Raw genomic sequence first — 25558 nt, 5'->3', positions numbered from 1 at the left:
ATATTCGCACCCGCGACCGCCGCAACGCTTTCCTTCCCAGAATGAGGAACGCGCCGGATGTTCCGGCGGGTCGGGGGGTCCCCGGATGGGCCCACGGCCGCAGAACGGTCGCGCATTCTCGAAGGAAGAACCACCATGGCATTGTCCGTCAACACCAACATCGGCGCCGCCGCCGCGCTGCAGTCGCTCAATGCGACCAACCGTCAGCTCGAAACCGTGCAGAGCCGCATCAACACCGGCCTGAACGTGTCGTCCGCCAAGGACGACTCGGCTGCCTATGCGATCGCACAGAACCTACGTGGCGATCTCGGCGGCCTGCGCGCGGTCAGCTCTTCGCTGAGCCGCGCCAAGAGCGTCACCGACGTCGCCATAGCCGGCGCGGAACAGATCTCCGACGTCGTCAACAGCCTGCGGGAACTGGCGACGAAGGCGAAGGATACCGGCATCAGCGCCGATGCACGCACCACCTACAACCAGCAGTTCGAATCGCTGCGCGACCAGATCACGACGATCGTGAACTCATCGTCGTTCAACGATACCAACCTGCTGAAGACCAGCGGCGGCACGATCAGCGCGCTCCAGTCGCTGACCGCCGGCGACAATCTGACGCTCGCCAATCAGGAGCTGGACCTGCCTGCCACCGAAACCACCGGCAAGCTCGGCAAGGATTCGAAGATCGACACCGCGGTCAAGGCAGCGGCGATGGAGACGACGCTGAAGACACTGTCGACCACGATCGGCACCACGCTCAGCAACCTCGGCGCAGCCTCGCGCAAGATCGACTCGCAGGTGATCTTCACGAGCAAGCTGTCCGATACGATCGAGAGCGGCATCGGCAACCTCGTCGATGCGGATCTCGCGAAGGAATCGGCCCGGCTGCAGGCGCTGCAGGTCAAGCAGCAGCTCGGCGTCCAGGCGCTGTCGATCGCCAACCAGGCGCCGCAGACGATCGTTTCGCTCTTCCGTTAAGGGCTCACCGGCTCCGCCGGCACTCCCCCGAACGTCGGCGGAACGGGAGAACCGGGGTGAGCGGTGGCTCATCCCGGTTCTTTTTTCCCCGTTGCATCAATCGTTTGCACGAATTAACACAGATCAAGGTCGTTCACTATTGCAAATGTTTGCTTGACGCGACACTGTTATCACTAGTGAACAATAAAGTTCGCCTGTAAATACATCCATTCTGGTTTGAAGAGGCTTAGGACAGCGACAATCCAGCATATGCAGGTATTTACCACGGGAGAGATCGTTGTGGAGATGCGCTATCGGCTGACCCTTTCGCTTGCGGTGGCGGATGCCACTGCCCTCTGGGCCGCGGCCGCGGCGCTCGCCATGAACTCTCCCTATATGACGATGGACGACGTCATCGAGACGATTGGCCCGATCGATGCTCCCCAGATCGAAGACTGCCTGGCGTTGCTGATGCAGCCCGAACGGTTCGGCGGGTGTGACGTCGACGCGCTCGATATCGCAGCGGCGACGGCCGAGCACCGGCCCGCGGTCGCTACGACCTCATTGGGCATTCCCGGCAACGGCGTGGAAGCCCGGCGCGAGCGCTTCGCGTTCGAAACTCACCAGGCGGTGCCCGCCCAACGCGCGATCGATACCAATCCGCAGGGCACGTCGCCGATGCGCACGATCGCCGCCGCGACGGGATCGATGCTCGACCTGCGCTGAACGCCGCGCCGCCACTTTCGCTCAGGTGCGGACCGCGGCGACTTCGACCAGCAACACCGACCGGATCGCAGGGTCAAGTCCGCGCAGCGCGACGGTCATGTCGCGCGCCAGCAGCCGCGCATTCACCGGCGCGAATGGCGTCGCATAGAGCCGCGCGAACTCGCTTGCGGTCGCGAGCGTGATCTCCCGCAACGCGGGCATGTCGGCGCGCAGCCGCTCGAGATCGGCCGCGTCGACCGCACGTAGCACCAATTTCAGCCGCAACCGCCCGTCGGAGCGATCGCCCTCGACGATCGGCACGTCGAGCGGGGTCATCGGCAAGAGGAACACCGCCCCTGCCCCCTCATCCGCCAATTCGCTCCCGGCGCCGAGCGCGGTGCCGCCTTGCGTGGCCACGACCGCGGCGATGGCTAGGTAGAGGGGCGACCGCATGCACGAACTCCGACCGACGCGAAACCGGCCGCCCCCGTCGGGCGGCGTCGCTCCCTCCTATAATAGGCGGGTAGAAGGAGCCGCGGAGCGCGATGAGCCACGATCAGAAACCACCGCGCGTCCGCGTCGTGAAGAACGGCGGCGCGCCGGAGCAGCGCCGACGCGATGACCGCGGATCGGCGGCAGTGGCGGTACTCGACGGTGAGCCCGCGATCGCGCCCGCGATCGGCGCCGCGTCCGGCAGGGTAGCGGTAGTGCTCGGCGCGGCGTTCATGCTGGCCGCGGGCGCGGGGGGTATCCTCGTCGCGCTGCTCGCGCCGTCATGATCCGCGCGATCATGTCGCTGGCGCTGGCGGCGGTCACCTCTACCGCGGCGGTGCCGACGACCCCGCCCCCCTCGCCACCCGCCGCAGCGCCCCGCGCGCGGTTGCCGGGGTTCGCCGCCATGCTGATGGATCGCCCGATGGAGAGCGGCGCGGCGGCCTGGCCGCGCCTCGCGGAAGCGGACGCGTGGCGTGCCAACCTCGTCGGCGGCGTCGCGGCGCGGCAATCCTCCCGCTGGAACCAGGCGCGCAGCCTAATCGCGCGCAGCCGTGGCGGCGACGCGCTCGGCGTGATCGAAGTGATGGCGACCGACGATCCCGATCTCGCGATAGTCCCCGCCTGGCGCCGCGCCCGCGGTGCGGCGCTGACGCTGCTGCGCCGCCCCGACGATGCCGTCGCGGCGCTGGCGGACGACCGGCTGATCGGCGACCCGGAGGCGTGCCTGTGGCGGATGCGCGCGCTTGCCGAAGGGGGACGCGGCGCCCCGGCGCTGGCGCAGCTACGGTGCGCGATGCCGGCGCTGCGCGCCCGAAATGCCGCCGATCGCCGCCTCTTCCTGATCGCCTCGGGCAGCGCTGCGGTGGCGGCGGCACGTTACCGCCCCGCGCTCCGGTGGCTCGGCGCGTTGCCGGCGGACGACATCGCGGCGAACCTGCTGCGCGGCACCGCGACCACCGCGCTCGGTGATCTTCAAGGCGGCCGGCTGCTGCTCGACCGGGTCGTGCTGCGCGGCACCCCCGAGCAACGCGCCGCAGCACGGCTCGCGCTGATCGAGGGCAGCGTCGCGGCGCGCGCGATCGCCCCGGCCGCGGCGCTGAAGCAACTCGACGCGCTACGCTTCGGGTGGCGCGGCGGCGAGATCGAGCGCCGCGCGTTGTGGCTTTCGACGCAGCTGGCGGACCGGATCGGCGACGCCCCCGCGGCGCTCGCGGCGGGCGGCGTGTTGTTCCGCTATTTCCAGAACGGCACCCGGACCCCCGAGCTCGCGGCGCTGCTGCAAGCCCACCTCGCCAAGGCGCTCGCCCCCGGAACGACGGTTCCCCTCGGGCAAGGAGCAGGGCTGTTCTGGTCGTATCGCGACCTGATGCCGAGCGGGATCGAGGGCGATCGGCTGGTCGAGATGCTCGCGTCGCGGTTGCAGGTGGTAGGGCTATACGGGCGCGCCGCCGACCTGCTTCGCTACCGGTTGACCGCGCGCGCCGAGGACATCGAGCAAGGCCCGTTGTCGATTCGCGTCGCCAGCCTGTTCATCCTCGCCGGCGAGCCCGACAAGGCGATCGTGGCGCTGCGCGATACCGATGCCGTCGCCTATCCGCCGGCGATGCGGGCCGACCGGCGGCGGATCGAGGCGGTGGCGCTCGACTTGCTCGGCAAGCCGGCCGAAGCGCTGGCGACGATCCAGGATGTCGCCGACAGCGACATGCTGCGTGCCGAGATCCGCTGGCGCGCGCGTGACTGGGCCGCCTATGTCGCTGCCGCCGAGCCCGCCCTGCCTCGCGCCGCAACCTTGGACGAGGTCGCGCAGGCGGTGATCCTGCGCCATGCGATCGCGCTGGCGATGCTCGGCCGCGAGGATGCTTTGGCGCAGCTCAACGCGCGTTATGCCCGCGCCTTCGCGCCGCTGCCGACCGCCACGACCTTCGCGATGCTGACCGAACGGATCGGCGCGATCGACCCCACCGCGCTCGGCGATGCGCTGGCGGCGCTACCGTCGGCAAGCCCGGCGGGCGAGATCGGCGACCTGATCGCGGCCGGCGACGCGGCGCAGGAACGGCGACCAGGCTGACGATACGCGAAGGCTCGACTTCCGCGCAGCCCGGCGCGACAGTCCCCGCCCCTGCTCCCCGCGCGAGATCATCCATGCCCCATTATGGCGACTATCAGACCAGCATCTACGGCGCCGGACTGAGCGGCATCGTCCCCAAGGTGCCGGTCGATTTCGCCACGCTCGAACACCACGGCAGCGCCGCGCTGCCCGCATCGGTGCTGACCTACGTCCAGGGGGGTTGCGGCGACGAACATACTCAGCGCCACAATGCCGACGCCTTCCGCCACTGGGGCATGGTGCCGCGGATGATGGTCGACTGCGCGCGGCGCAACCTGTCGATCGAGCTGTTCGGCGTGACGCTGCCCAGCCCGATCTTCATGAGCCCGATCGGCGTGACCGGCATGTGCACGCAGGACGCGCATGGCGATCTCGCCGCGGCACGCGCATCGGCGGCGACGGGCGTGCCGCTCGTCGCGTCGACGCTGTCCAACGATCCGCTGGAGGATGTTGCGCAAGCGTGCGGCGACACGCCGGCGTTATTCCAGCTCTATACGCCCAAGAACCTCGATCTCGCCGCCAGCCTGGTGTCGCGGGCGGAGGCGGCGGGCTACAAGGGCATCATCGTCACGCTCGACACTTGGGTGACCGGCTGGCGCCCACGCGATCTCAACACCGCCAATTTCCCGCAATTGCGCGGGCATGTGCTCCAGAACTACTTCGTCGATCCGGTGTTTCGCAGCCTGCTCGCCAAGCCGCCCGAGGAGGATCCCCGCGCCGCGATCGGCACCTGGGGCGCGACGTTTGGCAAGGTGCTGACCTGGGACGACATGGCGTGGCTACGATCGCTGACCAAGCTGCCGATCATCCTGAAGGGGATCTGCCATCCCGACGACGCGCGCCGCGCGGTCGATAGCGGTGCCGACGCGATCTATTGCTCCAACCATGGCGGGCGTCAGGCGAATGGCGGGATCGCGGCGATCGATCTGCTCGCCGATGTCGTCGCTGCATCGGGCGATGTGCCGGTGCTGTTCGATTCAGGCGTACGCAGCGGCACCGACGTGGTGAAGGCGCTGGCGATGGGCGCGACCGCCGTCGGGGTCGGCCGGCCTTACCTCTATGGGTTGGCGCTGGATGGCGCCGAGGGCTGTGCGCATGTGCTGCGCTGCATCCTGGCGGAGGCAGACCTGCTGATGGCGGTCAACGGCTATCCGAATCTAGCCGCGGTTCGTGCGGCAGGAGTGGTGCGGCAGTAGCGTCGCGCAAACCTGCGAGACCAGGGGTCAAGCTCGTGCTCCCGTGAGGACGGCCCACATTCTCACCGCCGCACGTCGAGCCCGCCTGCCAGATACGCGTCGATGTCCGCCTGCCGGAACAGGCTCGCGTCCCCTGGCAGCGAGTGCTTGAGCGCCGCGAGCGCAAGCCCGGTGCGCGCCGCGGCTTCGCTATCGCCGCCGCCGCGCAGCGCGTGGAGCACGCCCGCGGCGAAGGCGTCGCCGCCGCCGATCCGGTCGACGATGCCGGCGAGCACGACCTCGCCGGTCTGCACCGCTCCCGCGCGAGTGTCGATCCGCGCCGAGAGCCGGTGGAGATCGACATGCTCGACGGTCCGCGCGGTCGATGCGATCGTCTGCAGTCGCGGAAAAGCGGCGAACGCGGCCTCGGCGGCCTCGCGCCGGCGATCCTCCGCCTCGCCCGAAAAATCGCGACCGAGCAGCAGCGCGATGTCGCGGTGGTTGCCGAACATCAGATCGGCATGCGCGACGATCGCCGACAGGATGCTGCGCGGATCGGCATCCCAGCGTTCCCACAACTTGCCGCGCCAATTGCCGTCGAACGACACCGCGACGCCGTGCGCGGTGGCGGCCTCGACCGCGGCGAGCGCGCTGGCGGCGGGCACCGGGCCGAGTGCGGGGGTGATCCCCGACAGATGCAGCCGATCGACCCCGTCAAGCAACGCCGGCCAGTCCCACGCTTCTGCCGGTGCCTCTGCGAAGGACGACCCGGCCCGATCGTAGATCACCTCGGTCGCGCGGAGCCCGGCGCCGCTGGTGACCAGATACAGCCCCATCCGCTCGCCGCGCGTCTGGATCCCGCGCACGTCGACGCCGTGCCCGCGAAGCGTCGTGATCGCGGCGCGGCCGAGATCGTTGGCGGGCACCGCGCTAGCGAACGCCACGTCCTGGCCGAGCCGCGCCAGCTGGGTCGCGACATTGGCCTCCGCCCCCGCGACCCACACGTCGAACCGCGGCGACTGCAACAACAGCTCGCGCCCGGGAGGTGATAGCCGCAGCATGATCTCGCCGAACGCCAGCAGCCGCTTCGACGAGGGGGCGGCGGTCGCGGTCATGCGGCCTGCGTGGCGATCAGCGGCTGATCGATGCGATAGGCGCGGCGAGCGAGGCCGCTGGTCAGCTCATGCGCCAGCTCGGCGGCTTCCCAATCCTCGATCCGGTGTTCGGCGACGAGCCGCGCGAGGTAACCGCAGTCGATCCGCCGCGCGACGTCGTGGCGGGCGGGGATCGACAGGAACGCGCGGGTATCGTCGTTGAAGCCGACGGTGTTGTAGAACCCCGCGGTCTCGGTGGTCATCTCGCGGAACCGCCACATGCCTTCGGGGCTGTCGTGGAACCACCAGGGGGGGCCGAGCTTCAGGCAGGGATAATGGCCGGCGAGCGGCGCGAGCTCGCGCGAATAGCTGCTTTCGTCGAGCGTGAAGAGGATGATCGACAGGTCGGTGCTGGTGCCGAAACGGTCGAGCAGCGGCTTTAGCGCCTCGACATAATCGGTGCGGCCGGGGATGTCGGCACCCTTGTCGCGGCCATGCGTCGCGAACAGTCCGGCATTGTGGTTGCGGCGGCTGCCGGGGTGGATCTGCATGACCATGCCGTCGTCGACCGACATCGCCGCCATCTCGGTCAGCATCTGCGCGCGGAACAGCTCGGCGTCAGCGGGAGTCCAGTCGCCCCGAGTGACCTTGGCGAACAGGGCTTCGGCTTCGACCGGCGACAGATTAGCGGTCGCCGCGGTGGCGTGGCCGTGGTCGGTCGCCGTGGCGCCCACGGCCCGGAAATCGGCGCGGCGCTTGCGGTGCGCGGCAAGGTAGCCCCGCCAGTCGTACACATCCTCGCCGGTGAGTTCGGCAAAGGCCGCCATCGCCGGGCCGAACGACTCGTGCTCGACATCGATCACGCCGTCGGGGCGATAGGTGGTCACGACCCGCCCCTGCCAGCCCGACTGGCGGATGCGGCGATGCGCGGCGAGATCGTCATGCGCGCCCTCGGTCGTCGCCAGGAAGTCGATCCGGAAACGCTCGAACAGCGCGCGCGGCTTGAACGCCGGGGTCGCGAGCGCGTCGGTGATCGTGTCGAAATACAGGTCCGCGGTCGCGGATTCGAGCGTCACCTCGATCCCGAACACCTCGGCGAAGACATGGTCGAGCCACAGCCGCGACGGCGTGCCGCGGAACAGCGCGTAATGATCCGCGAACAGCCGCCACGCGGCGCGCGGGTCGGTCGCTGGGGTGCCGTCGCGGCGCGGAATCGCGAGTGCGTCGAGATCGATGCCCTGGCTGTAGAGCATGCGGTAGAGATAATGATCGGGCGCGAGCAACAGGCTGGTCGCGTCGGTCCAATTGGCATTATCCGCGAACCAGGTCGGATCGACATGGCCGTGCGGGCTGATGATCGGCGACGCCGCGACCTCCGCATAGAGCGACCGGGCGATCGAACGGGTGGTCGGATCGGCGGGGAACAACCGATCGGGATGCAACGACAGCGGCCTCATCAATTCCTCGTCCTGTTGGCGTCCCGGTCCGGAACACGCTCGTGGTGACCGGTGTCAGTCACCGTTGCAAGTCATTCTGCGGGCGCGGCGACGGAGCCGCGGCGGATCAGCGTCGACAGGAACAGCGACGGTTCCTCGCCCCCGTCGTCCACCTCATTGCCCTCCTCGCCTTCGCCTGCGGTGAGCTTCAACGCCGCGGATCGCGCCATCGATGCACTCGGCCAGCGCACCGTGGTGAGCGGTGGCCAGACATGCGCGGCGATCGCGGTGTCGTCGAAGCCGATGATCGACAGGTCGCGCGGAACCTCGAGCCCGCGCTGCCGTGCCGCGTGGATCGTGCCCGCCGCCATCTCGTCGTTGCTCGCGAAAATGGCGGTCGGCCGCGGCAATACGTCGAGCAGCCGGTCTGCCGCGACGATCCCCGATTCGAACGTATAGTCGCCGTCGGCGATCATGCTGCGCGGCAGGGCGATCCCTGCCGAGGCGAGCGAGTCCTGAAAACCCTGCCGCCGCTCCCCGGCCGAGCGGAAGCCCTGCGGCCCGGCGATCAGCGCGATCCGGCGATGGCCCTGCGCGATCAGATAGTCGGTCGCAGCGCGTACCGCCTCGCGGTCGTTCGACGCGACCATGTGATCGGGCGTATCGAGCGCCACCGACCCCATCCGCACGTAGCGGCAGCCGATCGCATCGCACAGCGCGGCCACAGCGTCGTTCTCGCTGACCGGCGGCATCAGCACCACGCCGAACGGCCGCTGGCGTTCGAGGAAGCGGCGCAGATCGTCGAGCATCGTCGGCGACCGGCGATCGATCGGGCGCACCAGCATCTCGAACTCGGTCCCGCGCAGCGCCTCGAGCACGCCCTGCTGGACGTTCATCACGGTCTGCGCATTGGGATTGTCGTGGACCAGCCCGATCAGGAAATTGCGCCGCAGCGCCAGCGCGCGCGCCTGCGGATTGGGGACGTAGCCGAGATCGCCGATGATGGTTTCGACCCGCCGCCGCGTGCCTTCGTTGAGCAAGGGCGACCGGTTGATCACGCGGCTGACCGTCTTCTTCGACACGCCCGCCAGCCGCGCCACGTCGTTGATCGTCGGCTGGCCGGTCCTGTGCATGGCTCGACATACCGGCGCAAATCGCGGACGACCAGTGCGTGGGGCTTGCGTTCGGGGGCGCAAGTCGCGCATGCAGCGCCTGCGTGCCAGCGCTGGCGCATGGTGGGAGATTGTCAGTGACGATGGCGGTGCAGGTCGATCCGGGCGATAGCGTCGCGACGCTGCTCGACGACGCCCGCACAGGCGACCGGATTGAGATCGGCGACACGGTCGTAACGCTCGCGAGCGACATCGGGCGTGGGCACAAGGTCGCGCTGGTGCCGATCGCGGCGGGCGAGGCGGTCCTCAAATACGGCTTTCCGATCGGCGTCGCGCGGCAACCGATCGCGGTGGGCGAGCATGTCCATTCGCACAATGTCGCCACCGGGCTCGGCGGGACGCTCGACTATCGCTACGAACCCGTCGCCACCGCGCAGGCGGAGCCGGTCCGCGACCATGCGACCTTCCAGGGTTATGTCCGCGGCGACGGCCGGGTGGGCACCCGCAACGAGATCTGGGTGCTGCCGACCGTCGGCTGCGTCGCGCGCACCGCGGAACGGATTGCGACGAGATCCGCCGAGGCGGTCGCCGGGCAGGTCGACGGCGTCCATGCCTTCGCGCACCCGCATGGCTGTTCGCAGCTCGGCAACGATCTCGGCGGCACCCGGTCGATCCTGGCGTCGCTCGCCTGCCACCCCAATGCCGGCGGCGTGCTGATCATCGGGCTGGGCTGCGAGGAGAACCAGCTCGCCGCCTTGATGGCCGAGATCCCCGCCTGGCGCCACGGCGCGATCAGGACTTTGGTGGCACAGACCAGCGTCGACGAGGTCGCGGAGGGCTGCGCGCTGGTCGCCGAACTGGCGGCGCAGGCAGCGACTGCGCGCACGCCGGTGGGGCTCGACAGCTTAGTGCTCGGGGTGAAGTGCGGCGGTTCGGACGGGCTTTCCGGGCTGACCGCCAACCCGTTGGTCGGGCGGATCAGCGACCGTGTCGCCGCGGCGGGTGGCCGTGTGGTCGCGACCGAGATCCCCGAGATGTTCGGCGCCGAACGCACGCTGATGAACCGCGCCGCCGATGCCGACGTGTTCGACGCGATCGTCGGGGTGGTGAACGGCTTCAAGCAATATTTCATCGACCACGGCGAACCGGTGTCGGAGAACCCCTCCCCCGGCAATGTCGCGGGCGGGATCACCACGCTGGAGGAAAAGTCGCTCGGCGCGGTGCAGAAGGCAGGCCGTGCGCCGGTCGCGGACGTGATCGGCTATGGTCGCCGCGTCACCCGCGACGGACTGACCATCCTGGAGGCGCCGGGCAACGACGCGGTGTCGTCGACCGCCTTGGCCGCAGCGGGCGCGACCGCGATCCTGTTCACCACCGGTCGCGGCACGCCGATGGGCTTTCCGGTGCCGACGGTGAAGATCGCGTCGAACAGCGACCTCGCCGCGCGCAAGCCCGGCTGGATCGATTTCGATGCCGGCGCGGTCCTGGTCGACGGCTTCGACAATGCGACCGACGCCCTGCTCGCGCGGATCTGCGCGGTGGCGTCGGGCGAGGAAACCGCGGCAGAGCGCAACGGCGAGCGCGAGATCGCGATCTGGAAACGAGGAGTGACGTTGTGAAGCGATTGTCGGGCGACACCCTGGCGGACTTGCCCGCCCGCTTCGGGCGCAAGCGGCCGGAGTCGGATGCCGTCGGCATCGTGCATTTCGGCCCCGGCGCGTTCCACCGGGCGCATCAGGCGGACTATATCGATCGCGTGCTCGATCACGACCCGCGCTGGGGCATCGCCGCAGTGTCGCTGCGCACCCGCGGGACGATCGACGCGCTGGCGGCGCAGGACGGCTTCTATACGCTCGCGATCCGCGATGCCGTGTCGTCGATGCGGGTCCTCGCCGCGCACCGCCGCTTCCTCGGCCCCGACGATGCCGCGCAGACCCATCGGCTGCTCGCCGATCCCGCGGTCGGGCTGGTGACCACGACCGTCACCGAAAAGGGCTATTGCCTGGCGGCGGACGGCAGCCTCGACCTCGCGCATCCCGACATCGTCCACGATCTGGCGGCCGATCGGGTCCCACGCAGCGTCGTCGGCTGGATCGTCGCCGGTCTGGCCGCGCGCCGTGCCGCGGGCGTGGCGCCCTTCGTGCCGATGCCGTGCGACAATCTCGCGAACAACGGCGCCAAGCTCCACGCCGCGCTGGTCGCGTTCGCGGGCGAGCGCGACCGCGGGCTGGCCGACTGGATCGCGGGCGAGGTGCGGGTGCCCTCGACGATGGTCGACTCGATCACCCCCGCGTCCGACGACCGCCTCTACGCGGACGTCGCCGCCGCGCTCGGCGTCGAGGATGGCGCCGCGGTCCAGCGCGAGACCTTCGCGCAATGGGTTATCGAGGATATCGAGCGCCCGATCGGCCCTGATCTCTCCGCCGCGGGCGCGATCGTGACCGATGACGTCGCGGGCTATGAGAAAGCCAAGCTGCGCATCCTCAACGGCGCGCACTCCACCCTCGCCTATGCCGGCCTGCTGCGCGGCCATGCGAGCGTGGCGGAGGCGATGCGCGACGCCGCGCTGGCGGGGTTCGTCGACGCGATGATCCGCCGCGACATCATACCGATGCTGCCCGCGGTTCGGGGGCTCGATCTCGATGCGTACCGCGCCGCGGTGCTCGACCGGTTCCGCAATCCCTCGATCGTCCACCGCCTCGATCAGATCGCGCAGGACGGTTCGCAGAAGCTACCTTACCGATTGGGCGACACCCTGCTCGCCAATCGGGCGGCGGGCCGGGTGCCCGGCCATGTCGTCGCCGCGCTCGGCTGCTGGGTCGCATTCCTGATGCGCCAGGCGCGCGCGGGGGTCCCGATCGTCGATCCCGCGGACGCGCTCGCGTCGATCGCCAGCGACGGCAGCGCGGCGGAGGTGATCGATCGCCTGGTCGCAGCAGGGATCGGCATCCCGCGCGCGGTGGCCGACGACCCGGCGCTGCTCGCCGCCGTGAAGACCGCTGCGGCCGCGGCCGACCGCGGCGACTGGAACATCCTACTGATCGGTTGACCCGATCGCGGCCAATCGGCCGCCAAGACGATCAAAGCCCGTAAGAGGCAAAATGGGGAGAGGAACCGATGGCGACGAGGGAGGAGCCGGCGGTCGCCGGCGCGGCGGAACGAGTGGGGCGCTATCGCTGGGCGATCTGCGCGCTGCTATTTGCGGCGACTGCGATCAATTATGTCGATCGCCAGATGATCGGCGTGCTCAAGCCGACCATCTCCGCCGAACTCGGCTGGGACGATCTGACCTATGCCGACGTGATCTTCTGGTTTCAGGCGGCGTATGCGATCGGCTATCTGAGCTTCGGCAAGATCGTCGACATGCTCGGCGCGCGGATCGGCTATTCGATCGCCTTCGTGATCTGGACGCTCGGCCACACCCTGTGCGGCTTCGCGGGCAGCGCCTTCCAGTTCTCCGCGGCGCGCTTTGTGCTCGGCGTCGGCGAGGCGGGCAATTTCCCCGCAGGGATCAAGGCGGTGTCGGAATGGTTTCCTGCCCGCGAACGCGCGCTCGCGACGGGCGTGTTCAACGCCGGCGCGAACATCGGCGCGATCATCACGCCGCTGATCGTCCCGATCATCACTATCGCATTCGGCTGGCGGATGGCGTTCATCATCACCGGCGCGGTCAGCTTCATTTGGCTGGTGGCATGGATCGCGATCTACCGTCGCCCCCGCGAACTGCCGACGCTCGGCGCCGCCGAGCTCGCCCATATCGAGAGCGATCCCGCCGACCCGGTGGGCAAGATCGGCTGGCTGACGCTGCTCGGCTACCGCGAGACCTGGGCCTATGCGCTCGGCAAGTTCCTGATCGATCCGATCTGGTGGCTCTTCCTGTTCTGGACCCCCGATTTCCTCGCCAAGAACTACCAGCTCGACCTCAAGACCTTCGGCCCGCCGCTCGTCGTGATCTACCTGATCTCCGATTTCGGCAGCGTCGCGGGCGGCTGGTCGTCGTCGCGGCTGATGAAGCGCGGCTATTCGGCCAATCTCGCGCGCAAGCTGACGATGCTTGCCTGCGCGATCCTGGTGATTCCGATCTTCTTCGCGCAGTATGTCGACAATCTGTGGCTCGCGGTGCTGATCGTCGGGCTGGCGACCGCGGCACACCAGGGCTTCTCCGCCAATCTCTACACCATCCCGTCCGACATGTTCCCGCGCGCCGCGATCGGTTCTGTGGTCGGGATCGGCGGCACGTGCGGCGCGATCGGGGGCATGATGATGGCCAAGTTCACCGGCTACGTGCTCCAGACCACGGGCAGTTACACGCTGATCTTCGCGGTCGCGGGCAGCGTCTACCTGATCGCGGTCGGCGTCATCCACCTGCTGAGCCCGAGACTGGCGAGGGTGGATGCGGTTTGAGAGTGGAGAAGGGGGCTCACGCGAAGGCGCGAAGCCGCGAAGATGGTTCATTGCGTAGAGACGCGAGCCCGCGGACTGCTCCTAAGCCACGCCCAATCTGCTCCGCGTCTCGGCGCGAACACCTTCTTCGCGCCGTCGCGCCTTCACGTGACCCGATCAGCCCCCAAACAGCGTGAACACCCGCGACCTTAACGACCGCACCACCCGTTCCGCGCGCTCCGGCTGCGCCGCGGCGACCGCCACCGGCGCCTTGGCGCATGGTTCGTAAGGCACCCGCGACAGGTTGATCATCAACGCCGTCACCTCGGCACTCAACGTCTCGTGATTGTCCGCATCGTAGGTCGATCGCAGCGCCCGGCCGAGCGGATAGAGCGCGGCACCCTGGCGTTGCTCCAGGCGCTCGTCGTCAGCGTCGTACGGCTCGTCCATAACCACCTGCCTCGCCTCCCACAACGAACCGGGGTGCGGCAGGTTCAACGACGAACCTGATTTATGATAGAATCGTCCGCGCCCAATCCGTCGATGCGGCGACCGCTGCCGACCACGCCGCGACCTCGTCGTCCGCACGTGCGGCGATCTCCAACCCGCTCGCGACCCCGCGCTCGAGATCGACCGTCACCGCCCCGCGCCATTCGATCGTCGCATTGCCCATCAGCGTCACCATGCCGTCCGACGCCGCGATCGCGCGGACCAGGCCTCCGCGGTTGAAGACCGTCGTCTCGCGACCGAACGCAACGCGGCCGGTTAGACCAGCCGCATAGATCGACGCGCCCATCGCGCTGCCGCAGCTGTCGGTCAGCCCCACCCCGCGCTCGAAGGTACGGACGAACAGATCGTCGCCACGCGGCTCGACGAAACTGACATTGGCGCGGTTGGGCAGCCAGTCGGGCGCCGCCTCGCACACCGCCCCGATCGCGCTCAGCTCCGAATCGTCGATCGCGTCGACGAAGCTCACCAGATGCGGGTTGGGCATAGCGATTGCGGTGAAGCGCCGCGTTCCGGGCAGCGCGGCAATCGGCGCGTCGACGATCCGCGCCGGCGCGCCGTGCAGCGGCCATGCCGCCGCGTCGAGCGAGGCCGGCCCCGCGGTCTCGCGCACGGTATAGACCCCGGGCGCCAGAGCGGCGACGTGCTCGACCGCTGCGACCGACGTCTTCAACGCAACGTTCGCGCGCTCCAACCCCAGCGCCGCAAATCCCATCCGGGCGACGCAGCGCAGGCCGTTGAGGCAGGTCTCCGCCTCCGACCCGTCCGAATTGAACATCCGCATCGCGAAGGTGGCACCGCCCCACCCGGCACCGAGCAGCAACAACCCGTCGCCCCCGATGGGCCCGCTGCGATCCGCCAGCGCCCGCGCCACCGCCGCCCAGCCGGCATCGTCGAGGTCGGTCGCGCGCGCGTCGATCAACGGGAAGTCGTTGCCCGACCCGTGACATTTCACGACATCGAACCGCATCGCCGAACCCGATTGCCGCGCGTCCATCACCTATCCCTCGTCATCCGCGCGCGGCCTACACCGTCTTACCGCGCAAGGCGATAATGGTCGGCGAGCCGGTCCAGCGCGAGCGTCAGCACCAGCCGCCCGCTGCGCGTCGGCCAGCCGAGCGCCTTTTCCGCGACCGGCAGCGCCTCGCCTGCGCACACCACCTGCCACAGAACGTCGCCCAGCCCCGCGCCTACCGCGGCGATCGCGGCATCGAACCGGCGCTTGGCCGCGATCCGCGCGACCGTCGCGTCGCTCGCATCGCCGCCGCTGCCGCCATCCACCCGGGCCTCCCACCGCATCGTCACCGCCGCGCCGAGCGCGGCGGCATCGTAATCGCGGCGCAGCGCCTCCCCCGCATCGGCCTGGCGCGCATCGAGCAACCCGCGTGCGCGCAGCCAGCCGAGCGGCGATTCCGCAAGGTTGATCGTCACCCGCCGCCCGCCACCCCATGACCGTTCCACCAGTTCCTGCATCGATCGATCCCCTGCACGAGTCGGGGAGGGGGTTGCCACAACGGCACCTTTGTAGGACAGGTCGCAAACCGATCTGGTTGGAACGCACCCGATGATCACCGCCATACGCGATGTCCGCCGCAGCCGCGGCCTCACCCTCGACGAGGTTGCGCGGCGGTGCGATCCGCCGACGACGGCGCAGACGATCGGCCGCCTCGAAACCGGCACCCGCACCGTATCGGTCGGCTGGCTCAACCGTATCGCCGCGGCGCTCGACGTCGACGCCGCGGATCTGGTGACGCTGCCCGACCGCGCGGTGCTGCCCGTCGCGGCACAACTCGACGCGACCGGCGCACACGCGCTGCGCCGGTCGGCCACGATCATGCCCCCGACGGTGAGCGAAGGTCAGGTCGCGGTCACGGTGACCGCAAGCGTCGGCGACTATCGGGTCGGGGACGAGATCTGGTGCCAGCCGCTGGCGCCTGACGCCTACGCGACCGCTCTCAACCGCGACGTGCTGGTGCCGCGCCCCGCGGGACGCTTCCTGTTCGGCCGTCTCATCGGTCGCGAGGCCGGCGGCAAGCTCCATCTGCTGCCCCCCGGTCCCGGCAGCCGCCAACAGGTCGTGACCTCGCCGCCATGGATCGCGCAGGCGATCCGGCTGGTGCGGGCGTTGTAGCCAGGGGAGCGGCGATGGTGGGCGCTGACGGGTTCGAACCGCCGACCTACTCGGTGTAAACGAGCCGCTCTACCAGCTGAGCTAAGCGCCCGGGATCGTCCGGTCGCCACCGCGATGCCAAAATGATCGGCCGCCCGCAAGCCCCGGAACGGTCAGGCGCCGCTTCAGGCGCCCCTTCACGCGATCGCCAGCTGCGCGCGCCGCGCCGCCGCGACGTAGCTGCGCATCGCCTCGCTCGCCCGCGGCGACAATGCCATGAACGCGCGGCGGCGGTCCTGTGGGTCGGGCTGGCGGACGAACAACTCCGCCTCGGTCATCTTGCTGATCCAGCGTAGCGCGGTGGTCGGGGCGACCGCGGCGGCGATGCACAGGCTCGACACCGAGACGCGGGCATGTTCCAGCTCGGCGGCGAACAGGTCGAGCAGCATGTCCCACGCCGGATCCTCGAACAGCCCGGCGCCGAAGAACTGGTCGCGCAGTCGCCGCGCGCGGATGGCGCGGCGGATCTCCTGCGGATCGATCGGCGCCCCCGGCACCGGGCCGACGATGGCGGGGCCGGCATCGTAGCTGCGCCGGCGATCCTCCACCTCTGGCGGCTCGTCGCGCGTCAGCCGTGCCAGGATCTCGGCGATGCGGGCGACCTCCTGGTTGAGCCGCTGCAATCGTGCCGCCTCGCTCTCGCGCCAACTGTCGTCGAGCCGCGACGTGCCCGACAGTTTCGCCGCCACTGCGAGCGCCGCGACCCGATCGGCCATCGTCGGCGCGCAGAGCAGCTGGACCTGGCGCCCGAGCAGGTGCGCCGCGACCAGATCGATCTGGTCTTGCGCGAACGCGACGATCACCGGCAGATCCAGCGCCGACGCATAGGCGTCGATCCGCGGCAGCGCTGTGTCGAGCACCCCATCGTCGACGCCCTCCGCCTCGACCACGATCATCCGCACCGTCGCGGTGCACCCGGCGAGCGTCTCCGCCAGCACCGCCCAGTCGAGTTGCGCGACCACACGACCGCCGATCAGGTCGATCGCCGCCAGTGCCTCCCCGCACAGCGCAGACCGGCCGATCACGATCGCGGTGCAGCGATCGATCCGCGCATAGTCGGCGGTGTCCCCCTCGCCCTCACCCATGGCTGCTCTTCCCCATTATCGGGCGGACGATACGCGTGACCACGGACCGGCCACGCCCATTCACCTCCGAAATCGCGCTTTCAGGCGGCGCCGGTGCCGTGCCCGCCCGAAACTGGATCCATATCGGAGCCGATTGTCGTCAGCCGAGCGCCTTCACGATATCCTCGACCATCTTCTTGGCGTCGGCGAGCAGCATCATCGTGTTGTCCATGTAGAACACGTCGTTGTCGACGCCGGCATAGCCCACCCCGCCCATCGACCGCTTGATGAACAATACGGTCTTAGCCTTTTCCACGTCGAGGATCGGCATGCCGTAGATCGGGGAGGTCTTGTCGGTCTTGGCCGCGGGGTTGGTGACGTCGTTGGCGCCGATCACGAAGGCGACGTCGGTCTGCGCGAATTCGGAGTTGATGTCCTCCAGCTCGAACACCTCGTCATAGGGCACGTTGGCCTCGGCGAGCAGCACGTTCATGTGCCCCGGCATCCGCCCCGCGACCGGGTGGATCGCATATTTCACGCGGACGCCCTCGGCCTTCAGCTTGTCGCCCATCTCGCGCAGGACGTGCTGCGCCTGCGCCACTGCCATGCCGTAGCCGGGAACGATGACTACCTGCTCGGCCTGGCTCATCAGGAACGCCGCATCTTCGGCCGAGCCACGCTTCCACGGCCGGTCGGTCGCCGCAGCAGCTCCGCCGCCACCGCTCTCCGCGCCGAACCCGCCCGCGATGACGCTGATGAAGCTGCGGTTCATTGCCCGGCACATGATGTAGCTGAGGATCGCGCCCGACGACCCGACCAGCGCGCCGGTGATGATCATCGCGCTGTTGTGCAGCGTGAACCCCATCGCCGCCGCCGCCCAGCCCGAATAGCTGTTGAGCATCGAGACCACGACCGGCATGTCCGCGCCACCGATCGGGATGATCAGCAGGAACCCGATCGCGAAGGAGAGTCCAAGGATCGTCCAGAACACCCACGCGTCCTGATCCTGCGTGAAATAGCCGATCAGCCCGAGGATCCCGGCGAGTACCGCCAGATTGATGACGTGCCGTCCGGGCAGCATGATCGGCTTGCCGCCCATGTTGCCGTTCAGCTTCAGGAACGCGATGATCGATCCCGAGAAGGTGATCGCGCCGATCGCGACACCCAGTCCGAGTTCGACCCGGCTGGCGGGGTGGATGATCGCGACGGGCTGGCCTATCATCGGCACCATCAGCGTCGCGATCCCGAACGCCTCGGGGTTGAGATACGCCGCGCACCCGACCAGCACCGCCGCCAGTCCGACCAGGCTGTGGAACCCCGCGACCAGCTGCGGCATGTCGGTCATCGCGATCTTGCGCGCGATCACGAAGCCGATCGCGCCGCCGATCGCGATCGCCGCGACGATCTCGGGCAGGCTCGCGATCTCGTGCGTCACCAGCGTCGTCACCACCGCGATGGTCATGCCGATCATCCCGAAGCGGTTGCCGCGCTGGCTCGACACCGGGCTCGACAGTCCCCGCAACGCGAGGATGAAGCAAACCCCCGCGACGAGGTAGGCCAAGGCGACCCACGGGCTCGCCGCTATACTCTCCACCGCGCCATGCCCCATCTCAGCGCACCTTCTTCTTGTACATCGCCAGCATTCGCGCGGTCACCGCGAAGCCGCCGAAGATGTTGACGCTCGCCAACACCACCGCCAGCAGGCCGAGCCATTTGGCAATCGGCGATCCTGCCGCGGCTGACGCGATCAGCGCGCCGACGATGATGACGGACGAGATCGCGTTGGTCACCGCCATCAACGGCGTGTGCAGCGCCGGGGTGACCGACCACACCACAAAATAGCCGACGAAACACGCCAGCACGAAGATCGACAGGATCGCGATGAAGTCCATGATTGCTCCTCATGCCGCTGTCGCGCGGCGGGGTTGCGGTACGGCCCTGCCCATCTCGTGCGCCGCCTCGATCCAGCAGGCGATCGCATCATAGATGTTGTCGAGCGCCTCCTGCGGCGTCTCACCATCCGATCGGCAACCCGGCAATTCGGGTGCGACCGCGCTGAACCCACCGCCATCGTCCGCCGACAGCGGCAGGATGTCGACTTCGAAATCTTGCGGGTTCAAGGCGTTCCTCCGTTTGCGCGATCGATGAACTGTACCAGGGCCCGGATGTAGACGGGTTTGATCGGGCGGTGTGCCGGGATCGTCAGTATCTCGATCAGGTCTGTATGCTTCACCTTATAGTGTGAGCCGGTACGCGGCGGGGTGCAAGCGACGCCTGCGGCATCGCATACGGCCACGACATCGGCGATCCGCCAGTCGCGCGGGTTGGCACGCATCCGGTCGAGAAGCTTCTCGGCGCGCGACACCCTGCGCGATCAATTCGCAGGAGCGTTCACGACAGCAACCGCGCGTTCACGACCTTGCCACCCTGGGTCAGCCGCACGCCCTGGACGATCTCGTCGTCGTCGGGGAACACCGGCTTCCCCGCCTCCTTGTCCCAGAACGCGTTGAGGAAGTTGTACAGGTTGCGCGAGAACAGCGCCGACGCGTCCGCCGCCAGCCGGCTCGGCACGTTGCGATGGCCGACGATCCTGACGCCGTGCACGATTGCCACCTCGCCCAACACCGCGCCCTCGACGTTACCGCCCTGTTCGACCGCGAGATCGACGATGACGCTGCCGGGTTTCATCGTCGCGATCTGCGCGTCGGAGATCAGCCGCGGCGCGGCGCGGCCGGGGATCAGCGCGGTGGTGATGACGATGTCCTGCTTGGCGATATGCGCCGACACCAGCTCCGCCTGCGCGGCCTGGTATTCGGCGCTCATCTCCCCAGCATAACCGCCTGAACCCTCGCCCTCGATCCCGGCGACGTTCTCGACGAAGATCGGTTTCGCGCCCAGCGACTGGATCTGCTCGCGAGTCGCGCTGCGCACGTCGGTCGCCGACACCTGCGCACCGAGCCGCCGCGCGGTCGCGATCGCCTGGAGCCCGGCGACGCCGACGCCCATCACGAACACCTTTGCCGCGCTCACCGTGCCCGCCGCGGTCATCATCATCGGAAAGGCGCGGCCATATTCCGCCGCCGCGTCGAGCACCGCCTTGTAGCCCGCCAGGTTCGACTGCGACGACAGGATGTCCATCGACTGCGCGCGGGTGATTCGCGGCATCAGCTCCATCGCCAGCGCTTCGAACCCGGCCGCAGCATACGCGTCGACGCGCGCGCGCCCGCCATCCGGACCAACGCCGAACGGGTTGAGACCGGCGACGATCCACGCACCCGGCGCACTGCCCGCCAACGATGCCGGATCCGGCCCTTGCACCCCGAGGATCAACCCCGCTCCCTCCAGCGTCGCCGCGCGGTCGCCGATCTCGGCACCCGCCTCGGCATAGGCGGTGTCGGCGATCGAGGCGGACTCGCCCGCGCCGGCCTCGACCGCGATCGTGGCGCCCAGCGCGACGAACTTGCGGACGGTTTCGGGCGTCGCGGCTACCCGCCGCTCGCCGTCTGTCTGCTCCCTGAGGACGGCGATCTTCACCGCGCGCTTACGAAATCAGCCAGATCACGAAGAACGCGATCAGGACGCAAGCGAGCGTGCCCCACTTCATCATCCCGATGACGCTGCCATAGGTCGATTCGTGCGCATTCATGTTGCCGTCACCAGCCATCGTCATACCCTCTCTCGTTCCCCGCTTGCCCAGCCTTATCGGGCAGGATCGGCTCCCTCAAGCCCGCTCGACCCCGTCTGCCGCAAGTCCGCCCACGTTCTCCACCCTTAAGGGCGCTTTTACCGACGCCCGTTATGGGTGCCTCCACGGAATTGGATTGGAACACAGATGACGCGCAACGGCCAGCGCCTTCTCCTGCTGATCGACGAAGAACCGGCCCAGCGCCGGCTCGTGGCGGCGCTTGCGGCACGCGGCGGATGGCGGTCGATCTTCGCAGCCGACGCCGAAATGGCGATCGCGACGCTCGGCACGCAGGACGGCATGCAGCTCGACGCGATCCTGCTGGATCATTCGTCACCCGATACCGACGCGGTGCCGCTGATCGCGGAACTGCGCGCGCGTCGCCCGGCGCTGCCGATCCTGATGTTCACGGCGAACGGATCGGTCGCGCACGCGGTGTCGGCCATGCGCGCCGGCGCCACCGATTTCCTGGTCAAGCCGCTCGCCCCCGAACGCCTGCTGGCCTCGCTGGAGGCGGTGATCGCCGGCACCGCGGCGGGCGAGCTCCGCCCGCTAACCGAGAAGATTCCCGCGCTGCTCGCGTTCGACGAGATCGTCGGGTCCTCGCCCGATTTCCGTGCCGCGCTGGCGATCGCGGCGAAGGCGGCGCGCGCCCGCGTTCCCGTCCTGCTCGAGGGCGAAAGCGGCGTAGGCAAGGAAGTCGTCGCTGAGGCGGTCCATGCCGCCAGCCCGCGCGGCAAGAAGCCGATGGTCACGCTCAATTGCGGCGCGATCCCCGCCAACCTCGTCGAAAGCGAGCTGTTCGGCCACGAAAAGGGCGCCTTCACCGGCGCGTTCGAGCGCAAGATCGGCAAGTTTCAGGAGGCCGACGGCAGCACCATCTTCCTCGACGAGATCGGCGAGATGCCGCTCGAGGCGCAGGTAAAGCTGCTCCGCGTCCTTCAAGGCGGCGAGATCCAGCCGATCGGCGCGCGCCACGCCCGTGAAGTCGACGTCCGGGTCATCGCCGCGACCAACAAGCGCCTGCTCGACGAGGTCGAGGCCGGTCGCTTCCGCGAGGATCTCTATTACCGCCTCAACGTCGTCCAGGTCACGATCCCGCCGTTGCGCGAACGTACCGGCGACGTCCCGGCGCTCGCGCGACACCTGCTCGCGCGCATCGCGCAGCAGCCCGGCTTGCGCCCGCTCGGCATCACCGACGACGCGCTGGCGCTGCTGGTCGAATATGACTGGCCGGGCAATGTCCGCCAGCTCCAGAACGCGCTCTTCCGCGCCGCCGTGCTGTGCGAGGGCGCCGCACTCACCCGCGCCGATTTCCCGCAGATCGCCGCGCTCGGCCATCGCCGCCAGGGCAATGCCGCGAGCACCAATGGCGGTGGCGTCACGCTCTTCCGCCCCGACGGCAACCTGCGGCCGCTGGAAGACATCGAAGCCGACGTGATCCGCCTCGCCATCGGCCACTATCGCGGCCGCATGACCGAAGTCGCGCGCCGGCTCGGGATCGGGCGTTCGACGCTGTACCGCAAGCTCGGCGAACTCGGGATTGACAACGCGGCTTAGAGATCGTGGGCGGATGTCTGACCGACCTAGACCCACCACGCCCTAGCCGTCGACCTCTACTGCCCGTTCGTCCTGAGTGAGGATCGAGTAGCCGCGCAAGCGGCGTATCGAGAGCCCGTATCGAAGGACAGGTTAGCGCGTGAAACCTGTGCTTCGATACGAGCCCTCGATACGCTCCCTGGCGGGAGCTACTCGGTCTCTACTCAGCACAAACGGAGAGCGGGTTACGTCATCCGAACAATGGCTCAACTCGTCACCAAAGCACCCCGCGCTCCGGCTTAACCGGCTCGGGCGCAGGATCGCCCAGCGCTTGCAGCAGGTCAATCTCGATCGTCCGGCACATCGCGGTCAGCGGTACGTCGTGCACCGTGTTCGCGAACGGATCGACCAGATCCTCGCCGATCGCGAGCACCGCGAGGAACATCAGCCCCGCCACGGTCGACCCGAGCGGCGTCGCGAATCCCAGCGTCTCGACCAGCCCGATCGGCAGCAACACGCAGAAGATGTGCGTGAACAGCGTAGGGAAGAAACGATACTGGTTCGGTAGCGGCGTGTTCTTCAGCCGCTCCATCCCGCCCTGCGCATCGGTGATTGCCACCAGCGTGCGCTCGATCGACGCCTGTTGCACGGTGTCGATCCAGCCGCGGTCGCGTGCATGGTCGACCCGCCGGCCGGTGCCGTCGAGGATGCCGTTTGCGACGTTGGTCCGCGCCAGCGACGGCGCCGCCTCGTCCGGCGACAGGAAGCGGGTTAGCTCCGCCTTCGCATCCTGCCGCCGCAACTGGCAGCGCAGCACATGGACATAGGCGATCTGGCGCAGGATGATCGCGCGTTGCAGGTCGCGCGCGGCTTCGTCGGGCAGATAGCTGCGCGCCGCCCGCGCCAGGCTGCGCGACGCATTGATCATCGCGCCCCACAGCACGCGACCTTCCCACCAGCGCTGATAGGCCGAGGTCGCGCGAAAACCGAGGAACAGCGCCAGTGCCGAACCGAACAGCGGCAACGGCAAGGTCGGCGCCTTGAACGGCAGGATGTAATAGGTGACCGTTACCAGCACGTCCCAGATGAACAGCGCGGCCAGCGGACGCCACACCTCGGCAGCGATGCGCCGATAGCGCGGGACGGCATCGACGATCATGCGGCACTTCTCCTTCTCATCGCCCGACCAGCGCCTGATCGCGCAGGCCGCGCCAGACGCGGACCGCCTGGACGGTCTGCGCAACGTCGTGGACCCGCAGCAGTTGCACGCCCGCCTCGACACCCTTCAGCGCCATCGCGATCGATCCACCGAGCCGCTCGTTCGCCTTGGCCTCATTGGATAGCGCGCCGATCATCCGCTTGCGGCTGGCGCCGAGCATGATCGGGCAGCCGAGCCCGTGGAACAGCGCCAGCCCGTTGATCAGCGCGAGATTGTCCGCCAGCGACTTGCCGAAGCCGATGCCGGGATCGACGATGATCCGCGCGCGATCGATGCCCGCCGCGACGACCGCCTCGATCCGCGCCTCCAGCCAGTCGAACACGTCAGTCAACACGTTGCCGTAGCGTGCCTCGCCGTGCGGCCCCTTGGCGGGATCGGGCGAATGCATCAGGATCACCGGGCACTCCGCGCCCGCGACCACGTCCAGCGCGCGGTCGTCCCACAACAGCGCCGACACGTCGTTGACGAGTCCCGCCCCCGCCGCGAGCGCCGCCTCCATCACCGCTGCCTTGCGCGTGTCGATCGACACCAGCGCGCCGGCGGATGCGAGCCGCGCGACCACGGGCTCGATTCGCTTCACCTCGTCGCCTTCCCAAACCAGCGCCGCACCGGGCCGGGTCGATTCGCCGCCGACATCGATCAGCGTGGCGCCCGCCGCCGCCATGTCGATCCCCGCCGCCGCCGCGCCCGCCGGATCGTCCATCAGCGCACCGCCGTCCGAGAAACTGTCGGGCGTGAGGTTGAGGATACCCGCCACAACAGGCTGATCGAACCGCAACACCCGCTCGCCCAGCGTCAGTGCTCCCCGCGGCGCCGTGATCGCGGCATGGAGCCGCATCGCCCGCTCGTCATGCGCGAACTCGTCGGCAAAGGCAGCGACCGGCACGGTGGAACGCCGGCCCTCCTCGATCACCTCGTACGCCGCGAACCACAGCATCCCGCCCGACAACCGCGCGACCTCCCCATTCCGTCCGACGGGTGAGTCGACGAACTGGATCGGGCGCAGGTGTAGCTTGGTCATCGCGGCTGCGTAGCCGTGAAGTGTCGGCGCGGTCTACCGGCCTCGCGTCGTCGCGACGTGGCTCCATCGGTTCACGCGAAGGCGCAAAGGCGCGAAGAGGCGCCTTCATCCGTCATTCCCGCGAAGGCGGGAATGACGGAGTCAGGCGCGCGCGCTGTTGTCGGTAAGGCCACCCATCTCCCGCGGCGCCCTGATACTCCGCGTCTCCGCGCGAACCCTCTTCTCTTCGTGCCTTAGCGCCTTAGCGTGAACCCAGATCGGCCCCCGACTAAACCGTCGTCGCCAGCAGATACGTCTGCCGTACCGAATCGATCGGCGTCAGCGCGCCCTCCACCTCAAGGTGCCAGAACGACCACCCGTTGCACGCCGGCTGCCCCTGCAACGTCGCACCGAGCTTGTGGATCGATCCCACCGCCCCGCACGCACTGAGCAGCGATCCGTCCGCGCGCACCGTCGCGCTCCAGCGGCGCTTGGCGTCGGTCAGCACCGCGCCGGGCACGATCAACGCATTCTCGACAAGCACCCCGAACGCCACCTTGGGCTGGTTCTTGGGGCTCTGCATCGTCGCCAGCGCCGATTCGTCGAGCGGCAGCGCCGCCTCGATCCGCTCGATTGCCGCCGCGCAATAATCGACCTCGCGCTCGATCCCGATCCAGTGCCGGCCGAGCCGCTTGGCCACCGCACCCGTCGTGCCGGTGCCGAAGAACGGGTCGAGCACCACGTCGCCGGGCTTGGTGCACGCCAGCAGGATGCGGTACAGCAGCGCCTCGGGCTTCTGCGTCGGGTGGACCTTCACGCCATCGCGCTTCAGCCGCTCCTGCCCGCCGCAGATCGGGAATTCCCAGTCGCTGCGCATCTGCAGCTCGTCGTTCAGCGTCTTCATGCTGCGATAGTTGAA

General features: G+C 68.8%; 27 protein-coding genes and 1 tRNA gene. 10 read left to right on the top strand and 18 right to left on the bottom strand.

From position 1 onward, the window contains the following. The first annotated feature begins 135 nt into the window (after positions 1–135). Positions 136–969: a flagellin gene (locus tag ACFE77_RS01715; RefSeq protein ID WP_375419891.1), complete on the top strand. Its 834-nt coding sequence runs from the start codon at positions 136–138 to the stop codon at positions 967–969. 279 nt (positions 970–1248) lie between these two features. After that, positions 1249–1674 (top strand): hypothetical protein, encoded by a 426-nt coding sequence (locus tag ACFE77_RS01710; RefSeq protein ID WP_375419890.1) that lies wholly within the window; start codon positions 1249–1251, stop codon positions 1672–1674. 21 nt (positions 1675–1695) lie between these two features. Here the strand turns inward: ACFE77_RS01710 and ACFE77_RS01705 are convergent, their stop codons facing one another. Further along, positions 1696–2106 (bottom strand): hypothetical protein, encoded by a 411-nt coding sequence (locus tag ACFE77_RS01705; RefSeq protein WP_375419889.1) that lies wholly within the window; start codon positions 2104–2106, stop codon positions 1696–1698. A gap of 92 nt (positions 2107–2198) precedes the next feature. Between ACFE77_RS01705 and ACFE77_RS01700 the strand changes: the two genes are divergently transcribed. The 3 genes from ACFE77_RS01700 (at position 2199) to ACFE77_RS01690 (ending at position 5451) form a co-directional block, all read left to right on the top strand. After that, the gene (locus ACFE77_RS01700; protein WP_375419888.1) at positions 2199–2432 is read left to right on the top strand and encodes a hypothetical protein; all 234 of its coding nucleotides are present in this window, start codon (positions 2199–2201) and stop codon (positions 2430–2432) included. Next, positions 2429–4216, top strand: a complete 1788-nt coding sequence (locus ACFE77_RS01695; RefSeq protein ID WP_375419887.1) for a hypothetical protein — start codon at positions 2429–2431, stop codon at positions 4214–4216. Before ACFE77_RS01700 ends, ACFE77_RS01695 begins: the two co-directional genes overlap by 4 nt. Positions 4217–4290: 74 nt before the next feature. Beyond that, on the top strand, positions 4291–5451 hold the full coding sequence (locus tag ACFE77_RS01690) for an alpha-hydroxy-acid oxidizing protein (RefSeq protein ID WP_375419886.1): 1161 nt from the start codon (positions 4291–4293) through the stop codon (positions 5449–5451). Positions 5452–5513: 62 nt separating this feature from the next. Here the strand turns inward: ACFE77_RS01690 and ACFE77_RS01685 are convergent, their stop codons facing one another. The 3 genes from ACFE77_RS01685 to ACFE77_RS01675 form a co-directional block, all read right to left on the bottom strand. After that, positions 5514–6545: a sugar kinase gene (locus ACFE77_RS01685; protein WP_375419885.1), complete on the bottom strand. Its 1032-nt coding sequence runs from the start codon at positions 6543–6545 to the stop codon at positions 5514–5516. Continuing rightward, the gene (gene uxaC / locus ACFE77_RS01680) at positions 6542–7981 is read right to left on the bottom strand and encodes a glucuronate isomerase (protein WP_375419884.1); all 1440 of its coding nucleotides are present in this window, start codon (positions 7979–7981) and stop codon (positions 6542–6544) included. The genes ACFE77_RS01685 and uxaC overlap by 4 nt, the downstream gene beginning before the upstream one ends. A gap of 71 nt (positions 7982–8052) precedes the next feature. After that, a complete protein-coding gene (locus ACFE77_RS01675; protein WP_375419883.1) occupies positions 8053–9093 on the bottom strand; it encodes a LacI family DNA-binding transcriptional regulator in 1041 nt (346 codons plus the stop codon). A 122-nt stretch (positions 9094–9215) separates the two neighbouring features. Here ACFE77_RS01675 and ACFE77_RS01670 point away from each other — a divergent pair, with 122 nt between their 5' ends. The 3 genes from ACFE77_RS01670 (at position 9216) to ACFE77_RS01660 (ending at position 13476) form a co-directional block, all read left to right on the top strand. Further along, positions 9216–10691, top strand: coding sequence for a UxaA family hydrolase (locus ACFE77_RS01670; protein WP_375419986.1), 1476 nt, complete (start codon positions 9216–9218; stop codon positions 10689–10691). Beyond that, positions 10688–12121 (top strand): mannitol dehydrogenase family protein, encoded by a 1434-nt coding sequence (locus ACFE77_RS01665; protein ID WP_375419882.1) that lies wholly within the window; start codon positions 10688–10690, stop codon positions 12119–12121. The genes ACFE77_RS01670 and ACFE77_RS01665 overlap by 4 nt, the downstream gene beginning before the upstream one ends. A 68-nt stretch (positions 12122–12189) precedes the next feature. Continuing rightward, the gene (locus ACFE77_RS01660; RefSeq protein WP_375419881.1) at positions 12190–13476 is read left to right on the top strand and encodes an MFS transporter; all 1287 of its coding nucleotides are present in this window, start codon (positions 12190–12192) and stop codon (positions 13474–13476) included. A gap of 156 nt (positions 13477–13632) precedes the next feature. Here the strand turns inward: ACFE77_RS01660 and ACFE77_RS01655 are convergent, their stop codons facing one another. The 3 genes from ACFE77_RS01655 to ACFE77_RS01645 all read right to left on the bottom strand — a co-directional run bounded on the left by ACFE77_RS01655 (position 13633) and on the right by ACFE77_RS01645 (position 15435). Beyond that, on the bottom strand, positions 13633–13905 hold the full coding sequence (locus ACFE77_RS01655; RefSeq protein WP_375419880.1) for a hypothetical protein: 273 nt from the start codon (positions 13903–13905) through the stop codon (positions 13633–13635). Between the two features lie 61 nt (positions 13906–13966). Next, positions 13967–14932: a diaminopimelate epimerase gene (gene dapF, locus ACFE77_RS01650; protein WP_375419985.1), complete on the bottom strand. Its 966-nt coding sequence runs from the start codon at positions 14930–14932 to the stop codon at positions 13967–13969. Between the two features lie 65 nt (positions 14933–14997). Continuing rightward, positions 14998–15435 (bottom strand): DUF6456 domain-containing protein, encoded by a 438-nt coding sequence (locus ACFE77_RS01645; RefSeq protein WP_375419879.1) that lies wholly within the window; start codon positions 15433–15435, stop codon positions 14998–15000. A 91-nt stretch (positions 15436–15526) separates the two neighbouring features. On the opposite strand from ACFE77_RS01645, the gene ACFE77_RS01640 reads away from it, so the two are divergent. Next, a complete protein-coding gene (locus ACFE77_RS01640) occupies positions 15527–16093 on the top strand; it encodes a helix-turn-helix domain-containing protein (protein WP_375419878.1) in 567 nt (188 codons plus the stop codon). A 15-nt stretch (positions 16094–16108) separates the two neighbouring features. Here ACFE77_RS01640 and ACFE77_RS01635 read toward each other — a convergent pair. The 8 genes from ACFE77_RS01635 to ACFE77_RS01600 form a co-directional block, all read right to left on the bottom strand. Next, positions 16109–16184, bottom strand: a tRNA-Val gene (locus tag ACFE77_RS01635). An 85-nt stretch (positions 16185–16269) separates the two neighbouring features. Beyond that, the gene (locus ACFE77_RS01630; protein ID WP_375419877.1) at positions 16270–17217 is read right to left on the bottom strand and encodes a hypothetical protein; all 948 of its coding nucleotides are present in this window, start codon (positions 17215–17217) and stop codon (positions 16270–16272) included. Positions 17218–17356: 139 nt separating this feature from the next. Further along, positions 17357–18805, bottom strand: a complete 1449-nt coding sequence (locus ACFE77_RS01625) for an NAD(P)(+) transhydrogenase (Re/Si-specific) subunit beta (protein ID WP_375419876.1) — start codon at positions 18803–18805, stop codon at positions 17357–17359. A 1-nt stretch (position 18806) separates the two neighbouring features. Further along, positions 18807–19088 carry an NAD(P) transhydrogenase subunit alpha gene (locus ACFE77_RS01620; protein WP_375419875.1) on the bottom strand — a complete coding sequence of 94 codons (282 nt, stop codon included), beginning with the start codon at positions 19086–19088 and terminating at the stop codon, positions 18807–18809. A 9-nt stretch (positions 19089–19097) separates the two neighbouring features. Further along, entirely contained in the window at positions 19098–19316 is a 219-nt protein-coding gene (locus tag ACFE77_RS01615; RefSeq protein ID WP_375419874.1) for a type II toxin-antitoxin system HicB family antitoxin, read from the bottom strand. Next, positions 19313–19561, bottom strand: coding sequence for a type II toxin-antitoxin system HicA family toxin (locus ACFE77_RS01610; protein WP_375419873.1), 249 nt, complete (start codon positions 19559–19561; stop codon positions 19313–19315). The genes ACFE77_RS01615 and ACFE77_RS01610 overlap by 4 nt, the downstream gene beginning before the upstream one ends. A 26-nt stretch (positions 19562–19587) precedes the next feature. Then, a complete protein-coding gene (locus ACFE77_RS01605) occupies positions 19588–20730 on the bottom strand; it encodes an NAD(P) transhydrogenase subunit alpha (protein WP_375419872.1) in 1143 nt (380 codons plus the stop codon). 7 nt (positions 20731–20737) lie between these two features. Continuing rightward, on the bottom strand, positions 20738–20866 hold the full coding sequence (locus ACFE77_RS01600; protein WP_375419871.1) for an aa3-type cytochrome c oxidase subunit IV: 129 nt from the start codon (positions 20864–20866) through the stop codon (positions 20738–20740). A gap of 162 nt (positions 20867–21028) precedes the next feature. On the opposite strand from ACFE77_RS01600, the gene ACFE77_RS01595 reads away from it, so the two are divergent. After that, the gene (locus tag ACFE77_RS01595) at positions 21029–22441 is read left to right on the top strand and encodes a sigma-54-dependent transcriptional regulator (RefSeq protein WP_375419870.1); all 1413 of its coding nucleotides are present in this window, start codon (positions 21029–21031) and stop codon (positions 22439–22441) included. Positions 22442–22694: 253 nt separating this feature from the next. Here ACFE77_RS01595 and ACFE77_RS01590 read toward each other — a convergent pair whose 3' ends face one another. From ACFE77_RS01590 to ACFE77_RS01580, 3 genes are all read right to left on the bottom strand, one after another. Further along, on the bottom strand, positions 22695–23579 hold the full coding sequence (locus ACFE77_RS01590) for a bestrophin family protein (RefSeq protein WP_375419869.1): 885 nt from the start codon (positions 23577–23579) through the stop codon (positions 22695–22697). A 16-nt stretch (positions 23580–23595) separates the two neighbouring features. After that, the gene (folP, locus tag ACFE77_RS01585; RefSeq protein WP_375419868.1) at positions 23596–24660 is read right to left on the bottom strand and encodes a dihydropteroate synthase; all 1065 of its coding nucleotides are present in this window, start codon (positions 24658–24660) and stop codon (positions 23596–23598) included. Positions 24661–24928: 268 nt separating this feature from the next. Further along, on the bottom strand, positions 24929–25558 hold a 630-nt coding region (locus ACFE77_RS01580; protein WP_375419867.1), incomplete at its 5' end, for a site-specific DNA-methyltransferase.

Source organism: uncultured Sphingomonas sp. (assembly GCF_964243315.1).
In the GTDB taxonomy this organism is placed as follows: Bacteria; Pseudomonadota; Alphaproteobacteria; order Sphingomonadales; family Sphingomonadaceae; genus Sphingomonas.
This window is presented reverse-complemented; position numbering and strand designations above follow the sequence as displayed.